The organism is Brachybacterium sp. SYSU DS0246 (assembly GCF_059391765.1).
In genome coordinates this window covers 15982-36583 of the sequence record NZ_JBZXYT010000009.1, presented here as the reverse complement: position 1 = coordinate 36583, position 20602 = coordinate 15982, and the positions used below count along the sequence as shown (strand labels likewise).

16 protein-coding genes and 6 tRNA genes are annotated in these 20602 nt (G+C 71.0%); 11 read left to right on the top strand and 11 right to left on the bottom strand.

Going from position 1 to position 20602, the window contains the following annotated elements; genetic code table 11:
- Nucleotides 1–154: 154 nt before the first annotated feature.
- From AC5020_RS06095 to AC5020_RS06080, 4 genes are all read right to left on the bottom strand, one after another.
- Nucleotides 155–229: transfer RNA gene (locus AC5020_RS06095), tRNA-Val, on the bottom strand.
- Nucleotides 230–252: 23 nt separating this feature from the next.
- Nucleotides 253–326: transfer RNA gene (locus tag AC5020_RS06090), tRNA-Cys, on the bottom strand.
- A 63-nt stretch (nt 327–389) separates the two neighbouring features.
- Nucleotides 390–462: transfer RNA gene (locus tag AC5020_RS06085), tRNA-Gly, on the bottom strand.
- A gap of 26 nt (nt 463–488) precedes the next feature.
- Nucleotides 489–560 (bottom strand) — tRNA-Val (locus AC5020_RS06080).
- 383 nt (nt 561–943) lie between these two features.
- Here AC5020_RS06080 and AC5020_RS06075 point away from each other — a divergent pair.
- From AC5020_RS06075 to AC5020_RS06050, 6 genes are all read left to right on the top strand, one after another.
- Nucleotides 944–1019: transfer RNA gene (locus AC5020_RS06075), tRNA-Gly, on the top strand.
- A gap of 25 nt (nt 1020–1044) precedes the next feature.
- Nucleotides 1045–1119, top strand: a tRNA-Val gene (locus tag AC5020_RS06070).
- 210 nt (nt 1120–1329) lie between these two features.
- Nucleotides 1330–3495, top strand: coding sequence for a glycogen debranching protein GlgX (gene glgX, locus AC5020_RS06065; RefSeq protein ID WP_464987590.1), 2166 nt, complete (start codon nt 1330–1332; stop codon nt 3493–3495).
- Between the two features lie 52 nt (nt 3496–3547).
- Complete coding sequence (treY, locus tag AC5020_RS06060; RefSeq protein ID WP_464987589.1) at nt 3548–6130, top strand: malto-oligosyltrehalose synthase; 2583 nt, start codon at nt 3548–3550, stop codon at nt 6128–6130.
- Nucleotides 6127–7917 carry a malto-oligosyltrehalose trehalohydrolase gene (gene treZ / locus AC5020_RS06055; RefSeq protein WP_464987588.1) on the top strand — a complete coding sequence of 597 codons (1791 nt, stop codon included), beginning with the start codon at nt 6127–6129 and terminating at the stop codon, nt 7915–7917. The genes treY and treZ overlap by 4 nt, the downstream gene beginning before the upstream one ends.
- Before the next feature lie 62 nt (nt 7918–7979).
- Nucleotides 7980–8960 carry a C-terminal binding protein gene (locus AC5020_RS06050; RefSeq protein ID WP_464987587.1) on the top strand — a complete coding sequence of 327 codons (981 nt, stop codon included), beginning with the start codon at nt 7980–7982 and terminating at the stop codon, nt 8958–8960.
- A 24-nt stretch (nt 8961–8984) separates the two neighbouring features.
- Here AC5020_RS06050 and AC5020_RS06045 read toward each other — a convergent pair whose 3' ends face one another.
- The 3 genes from AC5020_RS06045 to AC5020_RS06035 all read right to left on the bottom strand — a co-directional run bounded on the left by AC5020_RS06045 (nt 8985) and on the right by AC5020_RS06035 (nt 12274).
- The gene (locus AC5020_RS06045; protein WP_377020102.1) at nt 8985–10394 is read right to left on the bottom strand and encodes a GntP family permease; all 1410 of its coding nucleotides are present in this window, start codon (nt 10392–10394) and stop codon (nt 8985–8987) included.
- Nucleotides 10395–10647: 253 nt separating this feature from the next.
- Entirely contained in the window at nt 10648–11388 is a 741-nt protein-coding gene (locus tag AC5020_RS06040) for an SDR family oxidoreductase (RefSeq protein ID WP_464987586.1), read from the bottom strand.
- 97 nt (nt 11389–11485) lie between these two features.
- Nucleotides 11486–12274, bottom strand: coding sequence for an SDR family NAD(P)-dependent oxidoreductase (locus AC5020_RS06035; RefSeq protein WP_464987585.1), 789 nt, complete (start codon nt 12272–12274; stop codon nt 11486–11488).
- Nucleotides 12275–12366: 92 nt separating this feature from the next.
- Here AC5020_RS06035 and AC5020_RS06030 point away from each other — a divergent pair, with 92 nt between their 5' ends.
- Complete coding sequence (locus AC5020_RS06030) at nt 12367–13239, top strand: NAD(P)-dependent oxidoreductase (RefSeq protein WP_464987584.1); 873 nt, start codon at nt 12367–12369, stop codon at nt 13237–13239.
- A gap of 6 nt (nt 13240–13245) precedes the next feature.
- On the opposite strand, the gene AC5020_RS06025 is transcribed toward AC5020_RS06030, so the two are convergent.
- Genes AC5020_RS06025 through AC5020_RS06015 form a run of 3 tightly spaced genes read right to left on the bottom strand, consistent with a single transcriptional unit; the run spans nt 13246 to nt 16362 of the window.
- The gene (locus tag AC5020_RS06025) at nt 13246–13941 is read right to left on the bottom strand and encodes a GntR family transcriptional regulator (protein ID WP_464987583.1); all 696 of its coding nucleotides are present in this window, start codon (nt 13939–13941) and stop codon (nt 13246–13248) included.
- The gene (gene zapE, locus AC5020_RS06020; protein WP_464987582.1) at nt 13938–15086 is read right to left on the bottom strand and encodes a cell division protein ZapE; all 1149 of its coding nucleotides are present in this window, start codon (nt 15084–15086) and stop codon (nt 13938–13940) included. Before zapE ends, AC5020_RS06025 begins: the two co-directional genes overlap by 4 nt.
- Nucleotides 15087–15135: 49 nt before the next feature.
- The gene (locus AC5020_RS06015; RefSeq protein WP_464987581.1) at nt 15136–16362 is read right to left on the bottom strand and encodes an alpha/beta hydrolase family protein; all 1227 of its coding nucleotides are present in this window, start codon (nt 16360–16362) and stop codon (nt 15136–15138) included.
- A 254-nt stretch (nt 16363–16616) separates the two neighbouring features.
- Here AC5020_RS06015 and msrB point away from each other — a divergent pair, with 254 nt between their 5' ends.
- The 3 genes from msrB (at nt 16617) to AC5020_RS06000 (ending at nt 19147) form a co-directional block, all read left to right on the top strand.
- Nucleotides 16617–17069 (top strand): peptide-methionine (R)-S-oxide reductase MsrB, encoded by a 453-nt coding sequence (msrB, locus tag AC5020_RS06010; RefSeq protein WP_377020109.1) that lies wholly within the window; start codon nt 16617–16619, stop codon nt 17067–17069.
- 156 nt (nt 17070–17225) lie between these two features.
- Nucleotides 17226–17918 carry a DUF3000 domain-containing protein gene (locus tag AC5020_RS06005; RefSeq protein WP_464987580.1) on the top strand — a complete coding sequence of 231 codons (693 nt, stop codon included), beginning with the start codon at nt 17226–17228 and terminating at the stop codon, nt 17916–17918.
- Nucleotides 17915–19147, top strand: a complete 1233-nt coding sequence (locus AC5020_RS06000; RefSeq protein ID WP_464987579.1) for a ribonuclease D — start codon at nt 17915–17917, stop codon at nt 19145–19147. The genes AC5020_RS06005 and AC5020_RS06000 overlap by 4 nt, the downstream gene beginning before the upstream one ends.
- Before the next feature lie 37 nt (nt 19148–19184).
- On the opposite strand, the gene AC5020_RS05995 is transcribed toward AC5020_RS06000, so the two are convergent.
- Entirely contained in the window at nt 19185–19571 is a 387-nt protein-coding gene (locus tag AC5020_RS05995) for a winged helix-turn-helix transcriptional regulator (protein WP_464987578.1), read from the bottom strand.
- 71 nt (nt 19572–19642) lie between these two features.
- Here AC5020_RS05995 and AC5020_RS05990 point away from each other — a divergent pair, with 71 nt between their 5' ends.
- The gene (locus AC5020_RS05990) at nt 19643–20584 is read left to right on the top strand and encodes an NAD(P)H-dependent oxidoreductase (protein WP_464987577.1); all 942 of its coding nucleotides are present in this window, start codon (nt 19643–19645) and stop codon (nt 20582–20584) included.
- Nucleotides 20585–20602: the final 18 nt, after the last annotated feature.

Genomic DNA, 20602 nt, shown 5'->3' with positions numbered 1-20602 from the left:
GGCGGGCCGGCGGGACGGGCCCGGGCAATCGGGCCGGCGCGACGGGCGGGCGGCATGTTGTGCGGCGGGGACGCTGGGCGGCACGAGGTCGCCCATCACGCTCCGCACAGCGAACAGCCCCGCCGCCCGATGAGGACGACGGGGCCGTTCGGGGTGGTGGGCGATACTGGGTTCGAACCAGTGACCTCTTCCGTGTCAGGGAAGCGCGCTACCGCTGCGCCAATCGCCCCTACCGGCGCCCGGGAGCGCCGATGGAGGTGGGTACGGGATTCGAACCCGTGTACACGGCTTTGCAGGCCGTTGCCTCGCCTCTCGGCCAACCCACCGGGAAATGCTCCTGCATCATACGAAACGGCGCTCCCGACTCGCGTCGGGCGCGCCGCTCCCGGAGCGGACAACCGGACTCGAACCGGCGACCCTCACCTTGGCAAGGTGATGCTCTACCAACTGAGCTATGTCCGCAATGCAACGATCCGGAGATCGCGCCGTGGGCGATACTGGGTTCGAACCAGTGACCTCTTCCGTGTGAAGGAAGCGCGCTACCACTGCGCCAATCGCCCGAAGGTGCTGGCCACCCTCTCGAGTGGACTCGCAGAAGCTTACACGAACCTCGCGGGCCGAATCGCCCTGCGGCGATGTGAGCTATGTCGTCCTGAGGGCGGCCCGGCGGCACTCTCGCCGCACTACGCCGCCCCGGCCACCTCGACCACTCCACCGTTCAGCGGCTCCGACACTGCCTCCCACACAGTCCCGCATACTCCCGCACGGGCCCGCACGCTCCGGCGCCGGCCGGCAGCCGGTACAGCCGATTCGCGACCACCCCTGCAGCCGATTCGCGACCACACTCCGCCTCGCACCGTGACGTCCGGCACTGCAGGCCATCAGCATTTGCGCCAGGAGGCGGGGCCCGCATATCGTGTTCCCTCGTCGGCTCAGCCGATGTGCGGACATAGCTCAGTTGGTAGAGCATCACCTTGCCAAGGTGAGGGTCGCCGGTTCGAGTCCGGTTGTCCGCTCCACTCCTCCTCGCGCCTCCGGGCGTATGGGCGATTGGCGCAGCGGTAGCGCGCTTCCCTGACACGGAAGAGGTCACTGGTTCGAACCCAGTATCGCCCACCACCGAAGTACCTGTGCAGCCTCGGCCCGTCGGCCGGGGCTGTCGTCGTTCCAGTGGTCGATGGCCGCCTCTGCGACCGCCACCTCTGCGACCTGCCCCGTCGCACCCGGAGGCCGGCCCGGCCGGTTGCCGCCCCGGCCACTCGGTAGGCGGAGAGCCTGACAGGCGGAGAACCCGAACCGGATATCGCGCGGCACGGTTACCCTGAAGCCATGCAGATCTGGACCGGTCAGTCATACCCGCTGGGCGCCACCTTCGACGGCTCCGGCACCAACTTCGCCCTCTTCTCGGAGGTCGCCGAGCGCGTCGAGCTGTGCCTGATCGACGAGGACGGCGGGGAGACCGCGGTCGAGATCACCGAGGTCGATGCCTTCGTGTGGCATGTCTACCTGCCGTCCGTCCAGCCGGGACAGCGCTACGGATACCGCGTCCACGGCCCGTTCGATCCCGAGGCCGGTCACCGCTGCGACCCGTCGAAGCTCCTGCTGGACCCGTACGCGAAGGCCATCACGGGCATGGCGAGCAACCACCCCTCGCTGTACAGCTACCAGTTCGACGATCCGGATCAGCGCAACACCGAGGACTCGGCCGAGCACACGATGCACTCCGTGGTCGTCTCCCCCTTCTTCGACTGGGGCAACGACCATCCCCCGGCGCACGACTACCACGAGACCGTGATCTACGAGGCCCACGTCAGGGGCCTGACCATGCAGCATCCGGATCTCGATGACAGCATCCGCGGAACCTACGTGGCCATGGGCCACCCGGCGATCATCGAACACCTCACCGAGCTCGGCGTGACCGCCGTCGAGCTGATGCCGGTCCACCAGTACGTCCAGGACGGCCATCTCCTGGAGAAGGATCTGCGCAACTACTGGGGCTACAACACGATCGGCTTCTTCGCGCCGCACAACGAGTACGCCTACGCGGACGCTCCCGGGCAGCAGGTCCAGGAGTTCAAGCAGATGGTCAAGAACCTGCACGAGGCGGACATCGAGGTGATCCTCGACGTGGTCTACAACCACACCGCCGAGGGCAACCACATGGGCCCCACCCTGTGCTTCCGGGGCATCGACAACGCCGCGTACTACCGCCTCGTCGAGGACGACAAGGCTCACTACTACGACACCACCGGCACCGGGAACTCGCTGCTGATGCGTACCCCGCACGTGCTGCAGCTGATCATGGACTCGCTGCGGTACTGGGTCACCGACATGCACGTGGACGGCTTCCGCTTCGACCTGGCCTCCACCCTCGCGCGCGAGCTGCACGAGGTGGACCGGCTCTCGGCGTTCTTCGACATCATCCAGCAGGATCCGATCATCTCCCAGGTCAAGCTCATCGCCGAGCCGTGGGACCTCGGCGAGGGCGGCTACCAGGTGGGCGGCTTCCCGCCGCTGTGGTCGGAGTGGAACGGCCGCTACCGCGACACGGTGCGCGACTTCCACCGCTCCGAGCCCGGCGTGATCGGGGACTTCACCTCCCGCCTCGCCGGCAGCTCGGATCTCTACCAGCACTCAGGCCGTACCCCCATCGCCTCGATCAACTTCGTCACCGCGCACGACGGGTTCACCCTCCGCGATCTGGTGTCCTACAACGAACGCCACAACGAGGCCAACGGCGAGGACAACAACGACGGCGAGAGCCACAACCGCTCCTGGAACTCGGGTGCCGAGGGCGAGACCGAGGACGAGGACGTCCTGGCGCTGCGGCTTCGACGCGCCAAGAATCTGATGGCCACGCTGCTGGTCAGCCAGGGCGTGCCGATGATCCTCCACGGCGACGAGATGGGCCGCAGCCAGGGCGGCAACAACAACACCTACTGCCAGGACAACGAGATCTCGTGGATGGACTGGGATCTGGACTCCGATCAGCGCGAGATGCTCTGGTTCACCCAGCAGATGATCGCTCTGCGCCGTGAGCATCCGATCTTCCGCCGGCGCCGCTTCCTGCAGGGCGACGTGCGCGACGACGCCGAATCGTCCCTGCCGGACGTCGAATGGATCGGTACCGACGGCGCCCAGATGTCCGCCGAGGACTGGGATGCCGCCGAGAACAAGTGCCTGACCATGTTCCTCAACGGCTCTGCCATTCCCGAGCCGAACTCGCGCGGTGAGCGCATCGTCGGGGACTCGGCACTGGTCATGTTCAACGCCTCCGGCAACGCCGTCGACTTCACGCTGCCACCCGAGGATCACGGGGAGCGCTGGACGGTCGTCCTGGGGACCGGCGGCGCCCTGGACCTCGGCGCTCAGGTCTCGGCCGGGGAGACCCTGTCGCGGGCGGGGCATTCGCTGCTGATCCTCATGCGCCCGCCGATGGATCTCGACGGGGAGAGCTCACCGGCCGAGGATTTCGACCAGCCCGTCCGCGCCTGATCCGGGAGCCTCCGCGCCGGAGGCTCCGCCCCCATAAGGAGAGCAGCCCGCCGTGACCCGCGACCTCGCCCCTCCGCCCCCGGACAGCGCCCGCGCGGCGGCTGTCCCGACCTCGACCTATCGGCTCCAGCTGCACGAGGGGTTCACGGCCGACGACGCCGCTGCCCTGGTGCCCTATCTGGCCCGGCTCGGCGTCGGGCACGTCTTCTGCTCCCCCGTCCTCCAGGCCGCGCCGGGCTCCACCCACGGGTACGACGTCGTCGACCACTCGCGGATCAGCGCGGAGATCGGCGGCGAGGACGCGCTGCGTCGCCTCGCCGACGCCGCCCATGCGCACGGGATGGGCATGATCGTCGACGTGGTGCCCAACCACATGGCGATCCCCACCCCGATCTGGCACAACCGTGCGCTGTGGTCAGTGCTCCGCGACGGCCCGCGCTCGCCGTTCGCCGACTGGTTCGACCTCGATCCGTCGGCCGAGCGATCCATCCTGGTGCCCGTGCTGGGCCGCCCGATCGGCGCCGTCCTGGCCGACGACGAGATCACCGTGGGCGAGGAGGAGATCCCACAGGCCGACGGCACGACCAGCACCGAGACCGTGGTGCGCTACTACGACCATGTCCTGCCCGTCGCCGAGGGCACCGAGCACCTGGGGCTGGCCGATCTGCTGGAACGCCAGTGGTACCGCCTGGCCTACTGGAAGGTCGCGGACGACGAGCTGAACTACCGTCGCTTCTTCGATGTCGACACCCTCGCGGCGGTCCGCGTGGAGCTGCCGCACGTGTTCGAGGCGACGCACGCCACGCTGCTGCGGCTGCAGGCCGAGGGGATCATCGACGGGTACCGGATCGACCATCCCGACGGCCTCACCGACCCTCGCGGCTATCTGCGTGACCTCGAGGACGCCACCGGCGGGGCGTGGACCGTGGTGGAGAAGATCCTCGAGGGCGAGGAGCGCCTGCCCGGCGATTTCCCCTGTGCCGGCACCACCGGCTATGACGCCCTGTGGAGGGTCGGGGGCCTCTTCCACGATCCGCACGGCGCTCTGGGACTGACCCACCTCTGGCAGCGCCGCACCGGTGACCTGCGGCCGTTCTCCGAGATCGCCCGGGAGTCCACCGAGCACATCATCTCCACCAGTCTCTGGGCCGAGATCGAACGACTGACCTCCCTGATCTACGCCATCTGCCAGGAGGACATCCGGCTGCGGGACACCACCCGGCGCAACATCCAGAAGACGGTCATGGCCCTGCTGTCGGCCATGGACCGGTACCGGGCCTACATCGTCCCCGGCGAACCCGCCCCCGGTTCCGAGCGCGCCGTGATCGAGCAGGCGGCCGAGAGAGCTCAGCGCGAGCTCGGCGACGACGAGGACCTGGTGACGACCCTGGAGACCGTCGTGGCCCTGGTGTGCGGGGACGAGGTCGGCAGTGCGGGCCGCACCGAGAGCCCGGCGCGCGCCGAGGTGATCGTCCGCTTCGCCCAGACCTGCGGCCCCGTGCACGCCAAGGCGTTCGAGGACACAGCCTTCTACCGCTACACCCGCTTCCTGGCGGTCAACGAGGTGGGCTCGGATCCGGAGCACATCGGCGTCGAGCCCGACGATCTCCACGATCACGCCCAGACGATGGTCCTCACCTGGCCCGACACCATGACCACCCTGTCCACGCACGACACCAAGCGCAGCGAGGACGTGCGCGCCCGCCTGGCCGTGCTCACCGAGCAACCGCTGGAGTGGGCGCTGGTGGTCCAGGACCTCGACCGGGTCACCGCCGAGGTGCGCGGGGACCGGGTCGACGGCGCCATCGAGCTGCTGCTGTGGCAGACCCTCGCCGCCTGCTGGGACCTGCCCGGCTCCGACGCACCCCGGATCACCGCCGAGCGGCTCGAGGAGTACCTGGTCAAGGCGATGCGCGAGGCCAAGACCCACACCACCTGGACCGACCAGGACACGGAGTACGAGCAGCAGGTGCTTGACCTGGGCCGGGCGGCGCTGGCGCACGACGAGGTCGACCGCATCCTGACGGACTGGACCCGGCGCACGCTGGCGGTCCAGCGCACCGCGATCCTGGGCCAGAAGCTGATCCAGCTGACGATGCCCGGGGTGCCCGACGTGTACCAGGGCAACGAGACCGTCGACCTCTCGCTCGTGGACCCCGACAACCGCCGGTCCGTCGACCATGCCGGACACGCCGAAAGGCTGGCGCGGATGATCGACGGCGCGGGACCCGACGGGATCGGGGACGAGAAGCTGTGGCTGACCCACCGCGCGCTCGTCCTGCGCCGGGAGCGGCCGGAGCTGTTCCAGGGGCGTGAGGCCACCTACCGGCCGCTGCCCACCACCACCGCCCACGCCGTCGCCTTCGGCCGGGCCCGCGGAGAGGGACCCGTCGAGGTCGTCACCGTCGTCACCCGTCTCGCCCACGGCCTCGCCCAGCGGGGCGGATGGGGCGATGCCTGGATAGCCCTCCCCGACGGCCGCTGGCGCGACACCCTCGGCGGCGCGGAGTTCGACGGCGGGCGGCTCGCCCTGGACGAGCTCCTGGCCGACGGGCCGGTCGCCCTGCTGGTCCGGTGCGGCGCCGCGGAATCCGCCCCGTCCCACCCGTCCCCTCCTGCCCAGGAGTCGCGATGAACGACCCCGTCCCTGCTCCGGTGGCCCCGCGCGCCTACGACCGCTACCAGCTGTGGGCGCCCTCGGCCGATGCCGTCACTGTCCGGATCGACGGGAACGAGCACGCGATGCGTCCGGCCGGGGACGGCTGGTTCACCCTCGACGACGTCCCCGCCGTCCCCGGAGCCCGCTACGCCTTCCGTCTCGATGACGACGAGCGCTGGCTGCCCGATCCCCGGTCGCTCTCCCAGCCCGACGGCGTCCACAGCGACAGCGAGGTGGTCGACCCCCGGCTGCTGGGCGGATCCGTCGGCTGGGCGGGACGCGGCCTGCGCGGCCGCGTGCTCTACGAGCTGCACGTGGGGACCTTCACGGCGGGGCCCGAGGGGCACGGAGGCACGTTCGACTCCGCGATCGAGCGGCTCGACGATCTCGTCGACCTCGGCGTGGACGCCGTCGAGCTGATGCCGGTGGCCACCTTCCCCGGGGATCGTGGTTGGGGGTACGACGGCGTCGGGCTGTACGCGGTCCACGCCGCCTACGGCGGCCCCGCCGGCCTGGCGCGGTTCCTCGACGCCGCCCATGAGCGCGGTCTCGCGGTGATCCTGGACGTGGTGCACAACCATCTCGGACCCGCCGGCAACTATCTGGGGCAGTTCGGCCCCTACTTCACCGACCAGCACGAGACCCCGTGGGGCCAGGCGATCAACCTCGACCAGCCCGGCTCCCGCCACGTCCGCGACTTCCTGCTGGGCAGCGCACGACAGTGGCTCGTCGACCTGGGCCTGGACGGCCTGCGACTCGATGCAGTGCATGAGCTCCGCGACGACTCCGAACGCCACTTCCTGGCCGAGCTGGCCGACGCCGTCGCCGTCTGGGAGAGCGAGACCGGTCGCGAGCTGACCCTGATCGCGGAGTCGGACCGCAACGATCCGACCACCGTCACGCCCACCGCGGCCGGTGGCCTCGGCATGGACATGCAGTGGGCCGACGACGTCCACCACGGCGTGCACGCGTGGATCTCCGGCGAGCGCCAGGGCTACTACGGCGACTTCGGATCCGCCGACGTGCTGGCGAAGGTCCTCGCCCGCGTGTTCCGGCACACCGGCACGTACTCGAGCTTCCGCGGGACGGTGTGGGGTCATCCCGTCGATCCCGGCTCGCCGTCCTACGACGCCCATTCCTTCGTGACCTTCCTGCAGGACCACGATCAGATCGGCAACCGCGCCGCCGGCGACCGGATCCATCACTCGCTGACCGCCGGTGAGCACGCCGCCGCGATCGCCCTGATCCTGCTGGGTCCGGGCACCCCGATGCTGTTCCAGGGCGAGGAGTGGGCGGCCTCGACCCCGTTCACCTACTTCACCGACCATGACGACGAGCTCGGCCCGCTGGTCAGTCAGGGGCGCGCGGAGGAGTTCGCCGCCATGGGCTGGGACGCCGAGGTGCCCGATCCCCAGGATCGCTCCACCTTCGAGGCCGCGATGCTGCGCTGGGACGAGCGTGCCGAGGGCGAGCACGCCCGGATGCTCCAGTGGTACCGGACCCTGATCGCGCTGCGTCGCCGGCACCCCGACCTCACCGATCCCGACCTGCGCCGCACCGGCGTCGACGTCCTCGGCGAGGAGACGGTGCTGCTGCGCCGCGGAGACCTGAGCGTGCTCGCCCATCGCGGGACCGGCCCGCTGACCGCCGGACCGCGCGCTAAGGAGGTCCTCGCCGCGTTCGGCGAGGTCACGCGCGACGGAGACGGCAGGATCTCCCTGGCCGGCCCCGGCGCCGTGGTGCTCCGCAGCGGCGCGGCCTGATCGACATCCCCGGGGAGCCGGAGCACCCGAGGACCCGAGCACCCGAGACGAGGAGGACCTGCATGAAGATCGTCATCACCGATCTGGACCAGGAGCGCACGACCGAGGAGCAGACGGTCGCCGACGCCGCCGGCGCCGAGCTGGTGCGGGCTCAGGCCGGCACCGAGGACGAGGTGATCGCCGCGGCCCAGGGCGCCGACGCCCTGCTGGTGCAGTACGCCCCCATCACCCGACGGGTGCTCGAGGCCCTGCCGACGGTCCGGGCCGTCGGCAGGTACGGCGTCGGCGTGGACACCGTCGACCTCGCGGCGGCGACCGCGCTCGGAGTCGCCGTGTCCAACGTGCCGGACTACGGCACCGAAGACGTCTCCGATCATGCCGTCGCGCTGGCGGTGTCCCTGGCCCGAGGCGTCGTGCAGCTGGACCGGAACCTCCGCGAGGGCACGTACTCGCTGGCCCCCGTCAAACCGCTGCACCGCATCGCCGGCCGCAGCTTCGGCGTCATCGGCCTCGGGCGCATCGGCGCGGCCACCGCCCGCAAGGCGCGCGCCCTGGGCTTCTCCGTCCACGGCTGCGACCCGATGCGCGAGCCGGGCACGACCACCGAGGACGGCATCGCGGTGGTGGAGCAGGAGACGGTGCTGTCCGGTTCGGACGTGATCAGTGTGCACGTGCCGCTGACCGAGCACACCCATCATCTGGTCGACGCCGCCGCCATCGCCCGGATGCAGGCCGGCACGCTGCTGGTCAACACCAGCCGTGGCGGCGTGGTCGACACCATGGCCGTGGTCGATGCGCTGCGCTCCGGCCATCTGCGCGGGGCGGGGCTGGACGTGTTCGAGACCGAGCCGCTGCCGGCGGACAGCCCGCTGCGCGAGTGCCCGACCGCGGTGCTCACCCCGCACGCCTCCTGGTACAGCGAGGAGTCCGAGACCGAGCTGAAGCGCCGTGTGATCGAGAACGTCGTCGACGTCCTGGGCGGCCGCCGGCCCCGGAACATCCTCAATCCCGAGGTGCTCGAGGCCACCGGCCGCCGAGGCTGACCGCCGGAGCGATCCCGCGGGCCCTCAGAACAGCTGCACGACCCCGTAGACCGCCAGCACGATCGTGAATGCCACGACGGACTCGATGGCCTGCTGGATCGTCCAGGTCTTCAGCGTGGTCTTCACGTCCATACCGAGCAGGCGGCCCACCAGCCAGAAGCCCGAGTCGTTGACATGGCCGGCGAAGACGGAGCCGGCGGCCGTCGCCATGACGATGCAGGCGAGCTCCACGGTGCCCGCCCCGGAGGCGAGGACGGCCGGTGCGATCAGCGCCGCAGCGGTGGTCAGGGCGACCGTCGCGGACCCCTGTGCCAGTCGCATCGCGACCGCGATCAGGTAAGCGGCGAAGATGACCGGGATGCCTGCCGCCGCGAGGGTATTCTCGATCGCGCCGCCGATGCCGGTGGCCGCCAGCACGCCGCCGAACATCCCGCCGGCTCCGGTGATCAGGACGACCGAGCAGATCGGGCCGAGCGCCCTGTCCACCGTGGTCTCGATGGCGGTGCCCGAGCGGCCGCGGCGGAAGCCGAACAGCACGATCGTGGTCAGGGCGGTGATGAGCAGCGCGATCGGGGTCTCCCCCACCATGCGCAGGGCATGCACCCATCCTGCCTCGCCCTCGATGAGGCCGGCGCCGGCCAGCGTGTTCAGGCCGGTGTTGAACAGGATGAGGACCAGGGGCAGGACCAGGACGAGGACGACCTGCCACGGCGCCGGCGGGTTCTCGACCTGCTCGGCCTCGTCGGCCGTGCCGAAGAGGTCCCGCACCGGCAGGTTGTACTTGCGGGCGACGTGCTTGCCCCAGAGGTGACCGGAGACGTACCAGGTCGGGAAGGCCAGCAGCAGCCCGAGGATCATGACGACGCCGATCTCCGCATCGACGTACCCGGAGGCGGCCACCGGACCGGGGTGCGGGGGCACGTAGACGTGCATGACCGACAGGGCCGCGGCCACGGGGAAACCGAAGGCCAGGACGTTGCCCGTCAGGCGTCGGGCGACGGCGTACACGATCGGGATCATGAGCACGAACGCGGCATCCATGAAGATCGGGAAGCCGATGAACAGCGAGGTCACCCCGAGCGCGAACGGGGCGTGCCTCTCGCCGAACAGCCGGATCATGGCCTCGGCGAGGGCGCGCGCACCACCTGAGGTCTCCACCAGGGCGCCGAGCATCGCGCCGATCGCGACCAGCAGCGCGACCTCGCCGAGCGTCTCGCTGAAGCTGCTCACCAGCGTGGGCACCACGTTCTGGGCAGGTACGCCCGCCACCAGCGCGGTCAGCAGGGAGACCACGATGAGGGCGAGGAAGGCGTGCAGCTTGAACCGGATGACGAGGAACAGCAGCAGTCCCACCGCGACCACGGCCAGCGCCATCAGCCCGCCGTCGCCGAGCCAGCTGGTCCAGTCGGTCTCCTGGACCGGTGTCGGATCCATCGTCGGATCCCTCCTTGTCGAATGTCGGGCGTTCTCGGATGTCGGGGCCGCGGCACGGCCCGGCGACGGATGTGCGGCGATCACCGTAATGGATCATCGGACCCTCGGCGTACACAGACTCCGCGTCGAGCCCCGGGCCCTCGGCGCACGAGCCGCGGACGCTCGGCGAGCACGGGCACCGCGCCGCGCGGCGGGTCGGTGGGTCGGTCACGCTGCGGCGCCGCAGACCGATCCCGCCGCGGGGCCGGAAGGATCAGCGGCCGAGATACCCGCCGTCGACCGGGATCACCGTGCCGTGCACGTACTCTGCGCCCTCGCTGGTGAGGAAGAGGACGGTGCCGGCGATGTCGTCGGCGCGGCCCCACCGGCCGGCGGGGATCCGGCCGACGATCTCGCTGTTGCGACCCTCGTCCTCGCGCAGGGAGACGTTCAGCTCGGTGGCGATGAAACCGGGGGCGACGGCATTGACCGCCACGCCGCGCCCGGCCCACTCGTTGGCCACCGACTTCGTGAACTGCGCCACGGCGCCCTTGGAGGCCGCGTACGCCGAGGCGTTGAGCCCTCCGAAGAAGGAGAGCATCGAGGCGATGTTGATGATGCGACCGCGGCCGCGCTCGAGCATCGGGCGGCCCAGCTCCTGCGTCAGCTGCACCACGGCGTCGAGATTGACGTTCATCACCTCGGAGAACTCCGACAGCGGGAACTCCTCGAAACGGTGACGCAGGTTGATCCCGGCGTTGTTGACCAGGATGTCGACCTCATGCTCGGCGAGCACCTGGCGCACCGCCTCGGCGCGGGCGTCGGGATCGGTGAGATCGACGCCGACGCAGTGGTGGCCGGGCCCGACCGGCTCGGTGCCGCGCTGGAGACCGATCACCTCGGCGCCGGCGGCGAGCAGCCGCTCGGTGATCGCGCGGCCGATGCCGCGGGTGGATCCGGTGACGACGGCGGTCGCCCCGTTCAGGTCGACGCTGAGGGTGCCAGGTGCGCTCATGTCCGTCCTTCTCTGTCTTCTCTGTCTTCGCTGACGTCTTCGTCTTCGCTGTCGTCGCTGTCTTCTTTGCCCCGTCTCCGACTCCGGGGCTCCGGCCTCAATGGATGTGCGAGCCGCCGTTGACGTCGAGGGTGACGCCGGTCAGGTAGCCGCCGTCGCGGCCCAGCAGATAGTGGACGGCCCCGGCGACATCGTCGACCGTCCCGACGCGGCCGACGGGCAGCTCCTGGAGCAGCACCTGCTTGCGCTCGTCGGTGAGCCGGCCACCCATGATGTCGGTGTCGATGGAGCCGGGAGCGACCGAGTTCGCGGTGATGCCGTACTCCCCGAGCTCGCGAGCCCACGTCTTGGCCATCCCCAGCAGCGCGGCCTTGGAACCGGAGTATGCGGCGCGGCCGTAGACGCCGCCGCCGCGCTCGGCCGAGGCGCTGGAGATGTTCACGATGCGCCCCAGGCTGTGCCGCCGGAAGATCGCCACGGCCTCGCGGGTCACGAAGAAGGTGCCGTGGACGTTGACGTCGAAGACTCGCCGCCATTCCTCGGTGCTCACCTCGGTGAACGGGGTGGGCGAGGAGATGCCGGCGTTGTTGACCACGCCGACCAGTTGGGGCAGCTCGGCATCGATCCGGGCGACGGCGTCGGCGACCGCCTGCTCGTCGGAGATGTCGACACCGAGACCCAGCGCGGGGACCCCATAGCGCTCCGTGAGCTCCCCGGCGAGCTCCTCGCACGCCCCGCCGTCGAGGTCGACGACGGCGACGGCCCACCCCTCTCGCGCAAGACGGTGCGCGGTGGCCCGGCCGATGCCGCGCGGTGAGGCGGCGCCCGTGACCAGTGCGGCGGGCAGATCGGGGAACGGTGAGGCGGGATAGGCCGGAAGCGCCATGGGATGCTCCTGAAGGATCGGGGACGGCGGACTGCCGAATAAAATATGATCTGGAGTCTATGCCCCGGCCCAGCACCTGTGAAGGAGCCACCATGGACCATCCCCGGACCGCAGTCCTCGGCCTGGGGCCGATGGGCCATCCCATCGCCGCCAACCTGGTCGCCGCCGCCCCGGACTCCGTGGTGGTGTGGAACCGCACGCCCGCCCGGGCTGACGACCTCGTCGCCGCCGGCGCACGACGCGCCGAGACCCTCGCGCACGCCGCGGCCCCCGTGATCCTCTCGGTGCTGCCCGACGTGGCCCAGCTGCGGGAGCGCCTGGACGCGGAGACCCGGGCAGCATGGGGCGCGGCCGGTGCGCGCTTGGTGATCATGTCGACCACCGGCCCCGACACCGTGAGGTCTCTCGCCGACGAGCTGGCAGCCGACGGGATCTCCGTGGTCGATGCCCCGATGTCCGGCGGGATCGCCGGGGCGGACGCCGGCACCCTGTCGATCATGATCGGCGGGACGGAGGCGGACGTCACCGCAGTGCGGCCCGTCCTGGAGATCATCGGCGGCGCCGTGGAGCACCTGGGCCCGCTCGGCAGCGGGGCCGTGGCGAAGCTGTGCAACCAGATCGTCGTCGGCGGGACCCTCGCCGCCCTCGGAGAGGCACTCGCCCTGGCCCGGCGCTCCGGCCTCGATGCCGAGCAGGTGGTGGCGCTGCTCGGCAGCGGCCTGGCCCGCAGTGAGGTGCTCAGTCAGAAGAAGCAGAAGCTGCTGGCCCGCGAGTACTCGTCAGGTGGCTCGACCATCAACCAGGTCAAGGATCTGCGGTATGCGACCGCGGCGGCGGACCGTGCGGCGCTGCCGGCGCGACTCCTGCCCGTACTGCTCGAGCAGTTCACCGAGGCGGTCGAGCAGGGGCACGGCGACGAGGACCACGCGGCGATACAGGAGCTCTATCTGGATCCCGAGAGCTGAGCCGCCTCATGGCGAGCCGGCACTGCCCAGTGACCGGGCGGTGACTCCGCGGACGTGGGCGCTCATCGCCGCCCGCGCGGCGTCCTCGTCGCCGCGCTGCACCGCCTCGAGCACCTCGCGATGCTCGGCGAGCGAGACCTCGGCGTCATCGACACCGGCGTCGCCGAAACGGCGGAACCGCAGCGTGTGCACGGGGATCGCCTCGAGCGCGGCCGCGAGATACGGGTTGCGCGCGGCGCCCGCGATCTCCGCGTGGAAGGCGCTGGAGTGCTGCAGGTACCCCTCGTACTCGCTGAAGCGGGCCCCGACACCGGCGGTCCGGGTGCGCTCGAGGGTCGCGGCCAGGTCCTCGCGCTGGCTCGCCGTGGCGCGCGCGGCGGCGAGCGCTGCGAGCTCCGGCTCCAGCAGCAGCCGCGCCTCCCCCATCCAGCGCACCTGATCATCATCGGGCGGCATGGTGACCACGAAGCCACGCATGGGCAGATAGTCGACGAGCTTCTCACCGGTCAGCAGGTTCAGCGCCTCCCGCACCGGTGTCGCGCTCATGCCCAGTTCGCGGGAGAGCACGCCGATCCGCAGCGGGGTGCCCGGAGCGAGCGTGCCGTCCATGATCCGCGCGGCGAGGGCCCGACGGGCCTGCTCCGAGCGGGATCCGCGAGCTGCGGAGGCCGTGGCGGAAGCTCGCTCGGCCGGGCCGTTCACGCAGTGCGCTCCGCGGTCCGGGGACCCGATGTCCCGGCGGCGAGGGCATTGCCGTCGTGCGTGAGCGAGGCGAGCCGCGACAGCGCCCGGAGGTACTTCTTGCGGTATCCGCTGCGCAGCAGATCGGGCGCGAACAGCTCGGTGATCACGGTGGGCTCCGCGGGGCGGTCCCCGGTGGTCGCCGGCGAGGACGGCCCGTTCCCTGCCGAGTCCGTCTCCCGGGCCGTGTCCGTGCGTGGCGGCATGGCGGCGGCCGAGACAAGGGTGGGCACCTCACGGTCGTAGAGCCGGTCGACGAGGACGACGAAGCGCAGCGCGTCGTGGTGGTGGGAGAGCTCATGCATCCCGGTCAGATGGACGGCCGCGACGCCGTCGAGCATGGCCCCGTACCGAGAGGGATGCAGCCGCGTGAGGTGGCGCAGCAGGTCGTCGAAGGAATCCAAGGTGGCGTCGGCCAGGCCCGCGGCATGGTCGCGCACCTGGTCCTCGGGCAGTGCGACGACCTCGGTCACACCGTCGCGGTGGCGGTAGTCCTCGCCGTCGATGCGGATCACTTCGAAGCGCTCGGCCATCGCCTGGATCTCGCGCAGGAAGTCTTGCGCCGCGAACCGGCCCTCACCGAGTGCGTCGGGCAGCGTGTTGGAGGTCGCCGCCACCGCGACTCCCCGGTCGGACAGCTCACGGATGAGCCGGGTCATCAACAGCGTGTCACCCGGGTCGTCGAGCTCGAACTCGTCGATGCACACCAGCACCGACTGCCCCAGCAGGTCCACGGCCTTCTGGAAGCCGAGCGCGCCCACCAGGTCGGTGTACTCGACGAACGTCCCGTAGACGCGCTCGCCCTCGACGGCGTGGAAGAGGGAGGTCAGCAGGTGGGTCTTGCCCACGCCGAAACCACCGTCGAGATACAGCCCGCGCGCGGGCTCCGGGCGGCGCCGCAGCCGCGCCAGGAAACCGCCCCGCGGCCTGCCCAGCTGGGCGGCGAACTCGGAGATGCTGTGCTTGGCCTGCTCCTGCGAGGGAAACGCGGGATCAGGCACATAGTTCTCCAGCCGCGCCCCGGAGAACCTCGGCGGCGGGACCAGATCCGCGAGCAGACGCTCGAGGGTGGGTTCCGGCCGGCGGTCGCAGAGCGCATCAGTCACGTCGGCCAGTGTATGTTCCGCCACCGGACCGGACCACGAGCGCGTGAGCTCACAGACGCAGTCCGATGGATTCGGCGAGCGGGGCGGCGGCGGGGTCGCGCACCGGCAGCTGCCACGAGCTGACGTCCTCATCGAGGTCGAGGACGCGCACCAGATGATCAGCCAGCAGCCACTCGAACCGGGCAGGATCCCGGTTCCATTCGCGCGTGTGCGAGGCGCCCTCGAAGGGCACGAACTCCACCAGGTCGCCACGCAGCGCCGCCAGTCTCCGACTGGGACCGGGAGGGACGGTCGAGTCATCCAGCGCGTGGAACAGGAGAGTGGGATGGGTGAGGTGGGCGGCGTAGAACTCCGGGGTCATCTCGTGCAGGGCAAGCGGCTCGTGCAGCCGCACCATCCGAGCTCCGACGCGGGAGGTCATCATCCACATCGCCAGGCGCCGCATCTGCCGCGGCGCCTTCAGCGCCGTGGCGTGATAGATGAGGATGTCCCGCCAGTCCACCGCCGGCGAGTCGAGCACCACCGCAGCGATGAGATCACGATGGGCCGACCGCACCGACGTGCGCAGGGCGATGCTCCCGCCCATCGACCAACCCACCAGGACGACGCGGCGGGCTCCCCGGGCCAGCGCGAACTCGATCGCGGCCTCGGTGTCCTCCCACTCGGCGACCCCGAGGTGGTGCATGCTGTCCGCGGACGCCGGGGCGCCGGTGTCGTTGCGGTAGGTGATCGCCAGGCTGGTCAGTCCCAGCCTGTGCAGCAGAGGGATCACCCGCAACGCCTCGCCCCGGGTGGAGCCGTGGCCGTGGATGAGGATGGCCCACGTGTCCTCGCGGCCGGAGGCCGCTCCCTGCGCCGCATCGGGCCGCACCAGCCACGCGGGCATGTGGCCGACGGGCGAGTCGACCTCGACCTCCTCGGTCTCCAGCCCGTGCGCGGTCTGCGGGGACCCCGCCCAGAAGAAACCGTTGACGCCGGCCTTCTCGACCGTCAGCTGCTCGGCCGTGTCGGAGGCCAGCAGCGGACGGGACACCGTGGTCGGGGTGGGACGGCCGTCCACCGGGCCCAGCCGCACGTGGACCGCGCCACCGGCCTGCCTCAGCGCGAGGTACCCGGCTCTCGCGGCTTCCTTGGTCGCGTCGAGATGGACACGGTCGGGATGGACCGCTCGCACAGGAAGGTCGGAGCGTTGGCGCAGGCCCTGCTGCGGCACCAGCGGCAGGCGCGCCATCACGCGGGCCCCGAGGGTCAGCAGTCCTGCGCTGAGTGTGAACATCGACGCCGCTCCCACCGCCCCCACGACGGCAGCTTCCGCCCATCTTCCCTGGTCGGAACGGGGTCGCAGGGCGCGGGTCCACGCGAGGGGACCTGTCTCGGGCCGGCACCGGAAGAACTCTCGCGTCATGCCGATCATCCTATCGGCGAGCTAGAATTGCAGCTGTGAGCGCCGTGTCCGTCCCTGGGCGAGGCGCGCGCTCGATCCATCGGCGAGAGCGACGCCCGCAGCGCCGCAGATCGGAGGGCTCCCCCATGACCACCGACCCCATCGGCACGCGTCCCTACCCGATCGCGATCAGCGAGGAGGAATGGCGCCGGCGCCTCTCCCCCGAGGAGTACCAGGTCCTGCGCCAGGGCGGCACGGAGCGTCCCGGCACCGGCGAGTACGAGGAGGTCCGGCCCGCCGGGACCTACGCCTGCAAGGCCTGCGGCGCGGAGCTGTTCACGGCGGAGACCCAGTTCGATGCCCACTGCGGGTGGCCGGCCTTCTACGCGCCGACGGACTCCGACTCGGTCGAGCTGCTCGAGGACACCTCGATGGGTATGCGCCGCATCGAGGTGCGCTGTGCGAACTGCGGTTCACACCTCGGGCACGTCTTCGAGGGCGAGGGCTTCGACACCCCCACGGACCAGCGCTACTGCATCAACTCGATCAGCCTGGTGCACAGCGACGACGCCCCCGCCGGGGACGCCTCCGCACGCTGACCGCACCGCCCCGCGGCGGCTCCCGCCGCGGGGCGGCGGCCGGGCCGGCCACGGGCTGCTCACGGGTCGGGGAACCGGCGAGGAGAGCGGGCCCTGCCGCAGGAGGTCGCGGCGCGCCTGTTCCGGGGCGGGCGCCCGCGCGGATAGTCTCACGGTGTGTCCGTCCATCGATTCCGCTCCGGCGACGACACCTTCCGTGCCGCCATCGACGCCATGACCAGCGCTCCGGTCCGCCCTGAGTTCACATGGCGCGACATCCCGGCGCCCTCGAAGATGGCGCCGTCGACCTGGGCCTGCACGGGCGAGGTGCTCGTGCACGACGAGGAGCTCGCCTCCGGCCGTCTGGTCATCCTCCACGACCCTGCAGGGCAGGAGGCGTGGGACGGCACCTACCGCGTGGTGGCACTGGTCCAGGCGCAGCTGGAGCCGGAGTTCGCCGTCGAGTCGATGCTCGGGGACGTCGCATGGTCATGGGTCACCGAATCCCTCGAGCTGCACGGTGCCGACGCGCGCGAACTGGGCTGCACCGCCACGCGGGTGGTCTCCCAGTCCTACGGGGCGCTCGCCTCTCGGCCTTCCACCGTGGACGTCGAGATGCGCGTGTCATGGACCCCGGAGGCATCGGAGACGACGAGCGCCTCCGCGGCCGGGCCGGAGACGCCGCCGCTCGCCCTCGGCGGCTCGTCGGCCGCGGCCACGGCCCCCGACCTCGCACCGCACTTCGCGGCCTGGACGGCGATGCTGGCCGCCGCAGGCGGGCTGCCCCCGGCGCCGCCGCGGGTCGCCCCCATCGCTCCCACCCACCACGCGAGGGCACCGCGCCCCGAGGAAGCCGGTGACGCTCGGTGACCGATGCACCCACCACCACTGATCTGACGGCGCCCCGCGACGGTTTCGTGCCGGTGATCGATCGGATCCAGCCGGTGCTGGCATGGTGCGAGGCCGCGTCCACGGAACCCGACGAGCCCGTCGCCGTCGATGCCGAGCGGGCCTCCAGCTACCGCTACAGCCCGCGCGCCTATCTGGTGCAGCTGCGCACCGAGGCTGCCGGCACCCTGCTGATCGATCCGCTCGCCTTCACCATGCCCTCGACGCTGCTGGACCTGCTGGCCTCCCGTGAATGGGTGCTTCACGCCGCTGACCAGGACCTGCCGAGCCTGGCCGAGTTGGGCATGAAGCCCGGCAGCCTGTTCGACACCGAGCTGGCCGCCCGTCTGCTCGGCATGGAGCGGGTGGGCCTGGGCGCCGTCGTGGAGGACACTCTGGGGCTGCGCCTGGCGAAGGAGCACTCCGCCGCCGACTGGTCGAAGCGACCGCTCCCTCCGGGCTGGCTGACCTATGCCGCGCTCGACGTCGAGGTGCTGGTCGAGGTGCGCGACGTGCTGGAGCAGCGGCTCCGGGATGCGGGCAAGGAGGACTGGGCGCGTCAGGAGTTCGAGTACGAGCGCACTCGAGAGCTGGGACCGCCCCGTTCGGCGAGCTGGCGCGGCATGCATGGACTGGGGTCGCTGCGTTCGGCACGACAGCTGGCTGCGGCCCGCGAGATGTGGCTGCGGCGCGACGAGATCGCGCGCAGCGAGGATCTCTCACCGCATCGCGTGATCAAGGACCGTGACATCGTCGCCGCCGCCAAGGAGGCGACCCGCGGCCGCGAGGACTTCGAGCGTGCTCTGCCTGCGAAGCTGCGCGGGAAGGACATCTGGTGGAAGGCGGCTCGCTCCGGGATCGAGCTGCCCGCCTCGCACCTTCCCGAGCGCTCGGAGCGCTCCTACCCGCCGCCGCACAAGCTCTGGGCCAAGAAGTACCCGGAGGTCTGGGAGCGCTATCAGGTCGTCCGCACCGCCATCGGTGAGCGCGCCGAGGATCTCGAGCTGCCGGCGGAGAACCTCGTCCAGCCCTCGCTGCTGCGCCACTGGGTGTGGGAGCACGAGTCGGTGCCCGAGGAGACGGTGCTGGAGGAGGAGCTGGTCGCGCTGGGAGCCCGCCCGTGGCAGGCGCACCAGGCAGCGCCCGTGATCCACCGGGCGCTGACCGAGCAGAGCGAGCAGAGCCCGGCCCCGGAGCCGGCGGAGGACTGACTCATCGCCGGGCTCGTCAGGGCCTGACAGTCGCGGGTCACCGCGTCTCGTCGCGGGCGGGCGCGTGCGCCGGCTCGTCGCGAGCGGTCATCTGTGCGCGGTCTTCGGCGAAGTGCTCGCCCCATCGGTCCATGCGCTCGACGATGCCCCCGAGGCTCCGTCCCAGATCGGTCAGGCTGTACTCCACCTTCGGCGGAACCTCGCGGTAGACCGTGCGCCGCACGATGCCGTCCTCCTCGAGCTCGCGGAGCTGCCGCGTGAGCGTCCGGGTGTTCGCGAGCGGGACCAGCCGCCCGAGCTCGTTGAACCGTCTGGTGCCCTCCAGGAGGTGCTTCACCAGGGTGAGCTTCCAGGTGCCACCGAGGACGGACACCGCCACCTCGACGGGGCACACCTCCATGGCTCGCTGCACCGGCAATCGCATGCGCACCTCCTGACCAGTGGACAGAAATGTCCGTACTTCCCCTATCGTAGGCGTGGCGCGACCATGGGGTCATGTCGAATCACACCGAGAATGACACCGCGGCTTCGGCCGCACCTCGAGGGCCGGGACGCGCCGGCCGGCCGACCCGACCCGCACGCTCCGAGCCCGACGACGCGGCCGACGGCACCGACGGGACGCGGACGGTCCTGTGGGTGAGTGCGCACCCGGAGCCGCGTTCGCTGAACGGCTCGCTGCGTCGCGACGGGATCGCCCATCTGCGCCGGCTCGGACACAGCGTCATCGAATCCGACCTCTACGCCATGGACTGGGATCCGGTGCTGCGCCCGCGCGACGGCGCCCGTGTCGAGGGGCCCGGCGCCGACACCGCGGGCTGCGACGAGCCGCCGGAGCGGTTCCGGGTCAGCGCGGATACCCGCCAGGCGCTCCTGACCGGGAGGCAGCCGGCAGATGTCGTGCGGGAGCAGGCGAAGCTGGAGCGGGCCGCTGCGATCGTGCTCCAGTTCCCTCTGTGGTGGTACGGGATGCCTGCTTTGATGAAGGGCTGGTTCGACCGGGTGTTCGTCAGCGGGTTCGCCTTCGGCACCGATCCCGGGACCGGGCGGCGGCTGAGATTCGAGCAGGGCCCGTTCAGGCAGAAGCGGGCCCTGGTGGTCACCACGCTCGGAGACCGGCCGCACGCGATCGGGCCGCGGGGCAAGTCCGGGGAGCTGCACGAGCTGCTGTTCGGGCTCCTCCACGGCACCTTCGCGTACACCGGGATGGATGTGCTGAGTCCGTGGGCGCTGCCCAGTGCGGACCGGATCGAGGACTCCGCGCCTGTCCGTCGGAGCCTGCGGACGCGGCTGGACGGCCTGTTCACGGAGGCCCCGCTCCCCTACCGGCCGCAGTTCACCGGTCAGTACACGCCGGAGTGGGAGCTGGCACCCCATTTGCTGCCCGGGCAATCGGGGCTGAGTGTGCACCTGGACGAGCCGGCCTGCTGCGGCGGATGAGCACCGGCCGGCCAGGGC

Bases quoted from the DNA above. Each gene is read 5' to 3' on its own strand.
- AC5020_RS06040 (WP_464987586.1), bottom strand. From the start codon at position 11,388: ATGAGCGCACCTGGCACCCTCAGCGTCGACCTGAACGGGGCGACCGCC.
- glgX (WP_464987590.1), top strand. From the start codon at position 1,330: ATGCAGATCTGGACCGGTCAGTCATACCCGCTGGGCGCCACCTTCGAC.
- AC5020_RS06050 (WP_464987587.1), top strand. From the start codon at position 7,980: ATGAAGATCGTCATCACCGATCTGGACCAGGAGCGCACGACCGAGGAG.
- AC5020_RS06030 (WP_464987584.1), top strand. From the start codon at position 12,367: ATGGACCATCCCCGGACCGCAGTCCTCGGCCTGGGGCCGATGGGCCAT.
- AC5020_RS06015 (WP_464987581.1), bottom strand. From the start codon at position 16,362: ATGTTCACACTCAGCGCAGGACTGCTGACCCTCGGGGCCCGCGTGATG.
- AC5020_RS05995 (WP_464987578.1), bottom strand. From the start codon at position 19,571: ATGCGATTGCCGGTGCAGCGAGCCATGGAGGTGTGCCCCGTCGAGGTG.
- AC5020_RS06045 (WP_377020102.1), bottom strand. From the start codon at position 10,394: ATGGATCCGACACCGGTCCAGGAGACCGACTGGACCAGCTGGCTCGGC.
- AC5020_RS06035 (WP_464987585.1), bottom strand. From the start codon at position 12,274: ATGGCGCTTCCGGCCTATCCCGCCTCACCGTTCCCCGATCTGCCCGCC.
- treZ (WP_464987588.1), top strand. From the start codon at position 6,127: ATGAACGACCCCGTCCCTGCTCCGGTGGCCCCGCGCGCCTACGACCGC.
- AC5020_RS05990 (WP_464987577.1), top strand. From the start codon at position 19,643: ATGTCGAATCACACCGAGAATGACACCGCGGCTTCGGCCGCACCTCGA.
- msrB (WP_377020109.1), top strand. From the start codon at position 16,617: ATGACCACCGACCCCATCGGCACGCGTCCCTACCCGATCGCGATCAGC.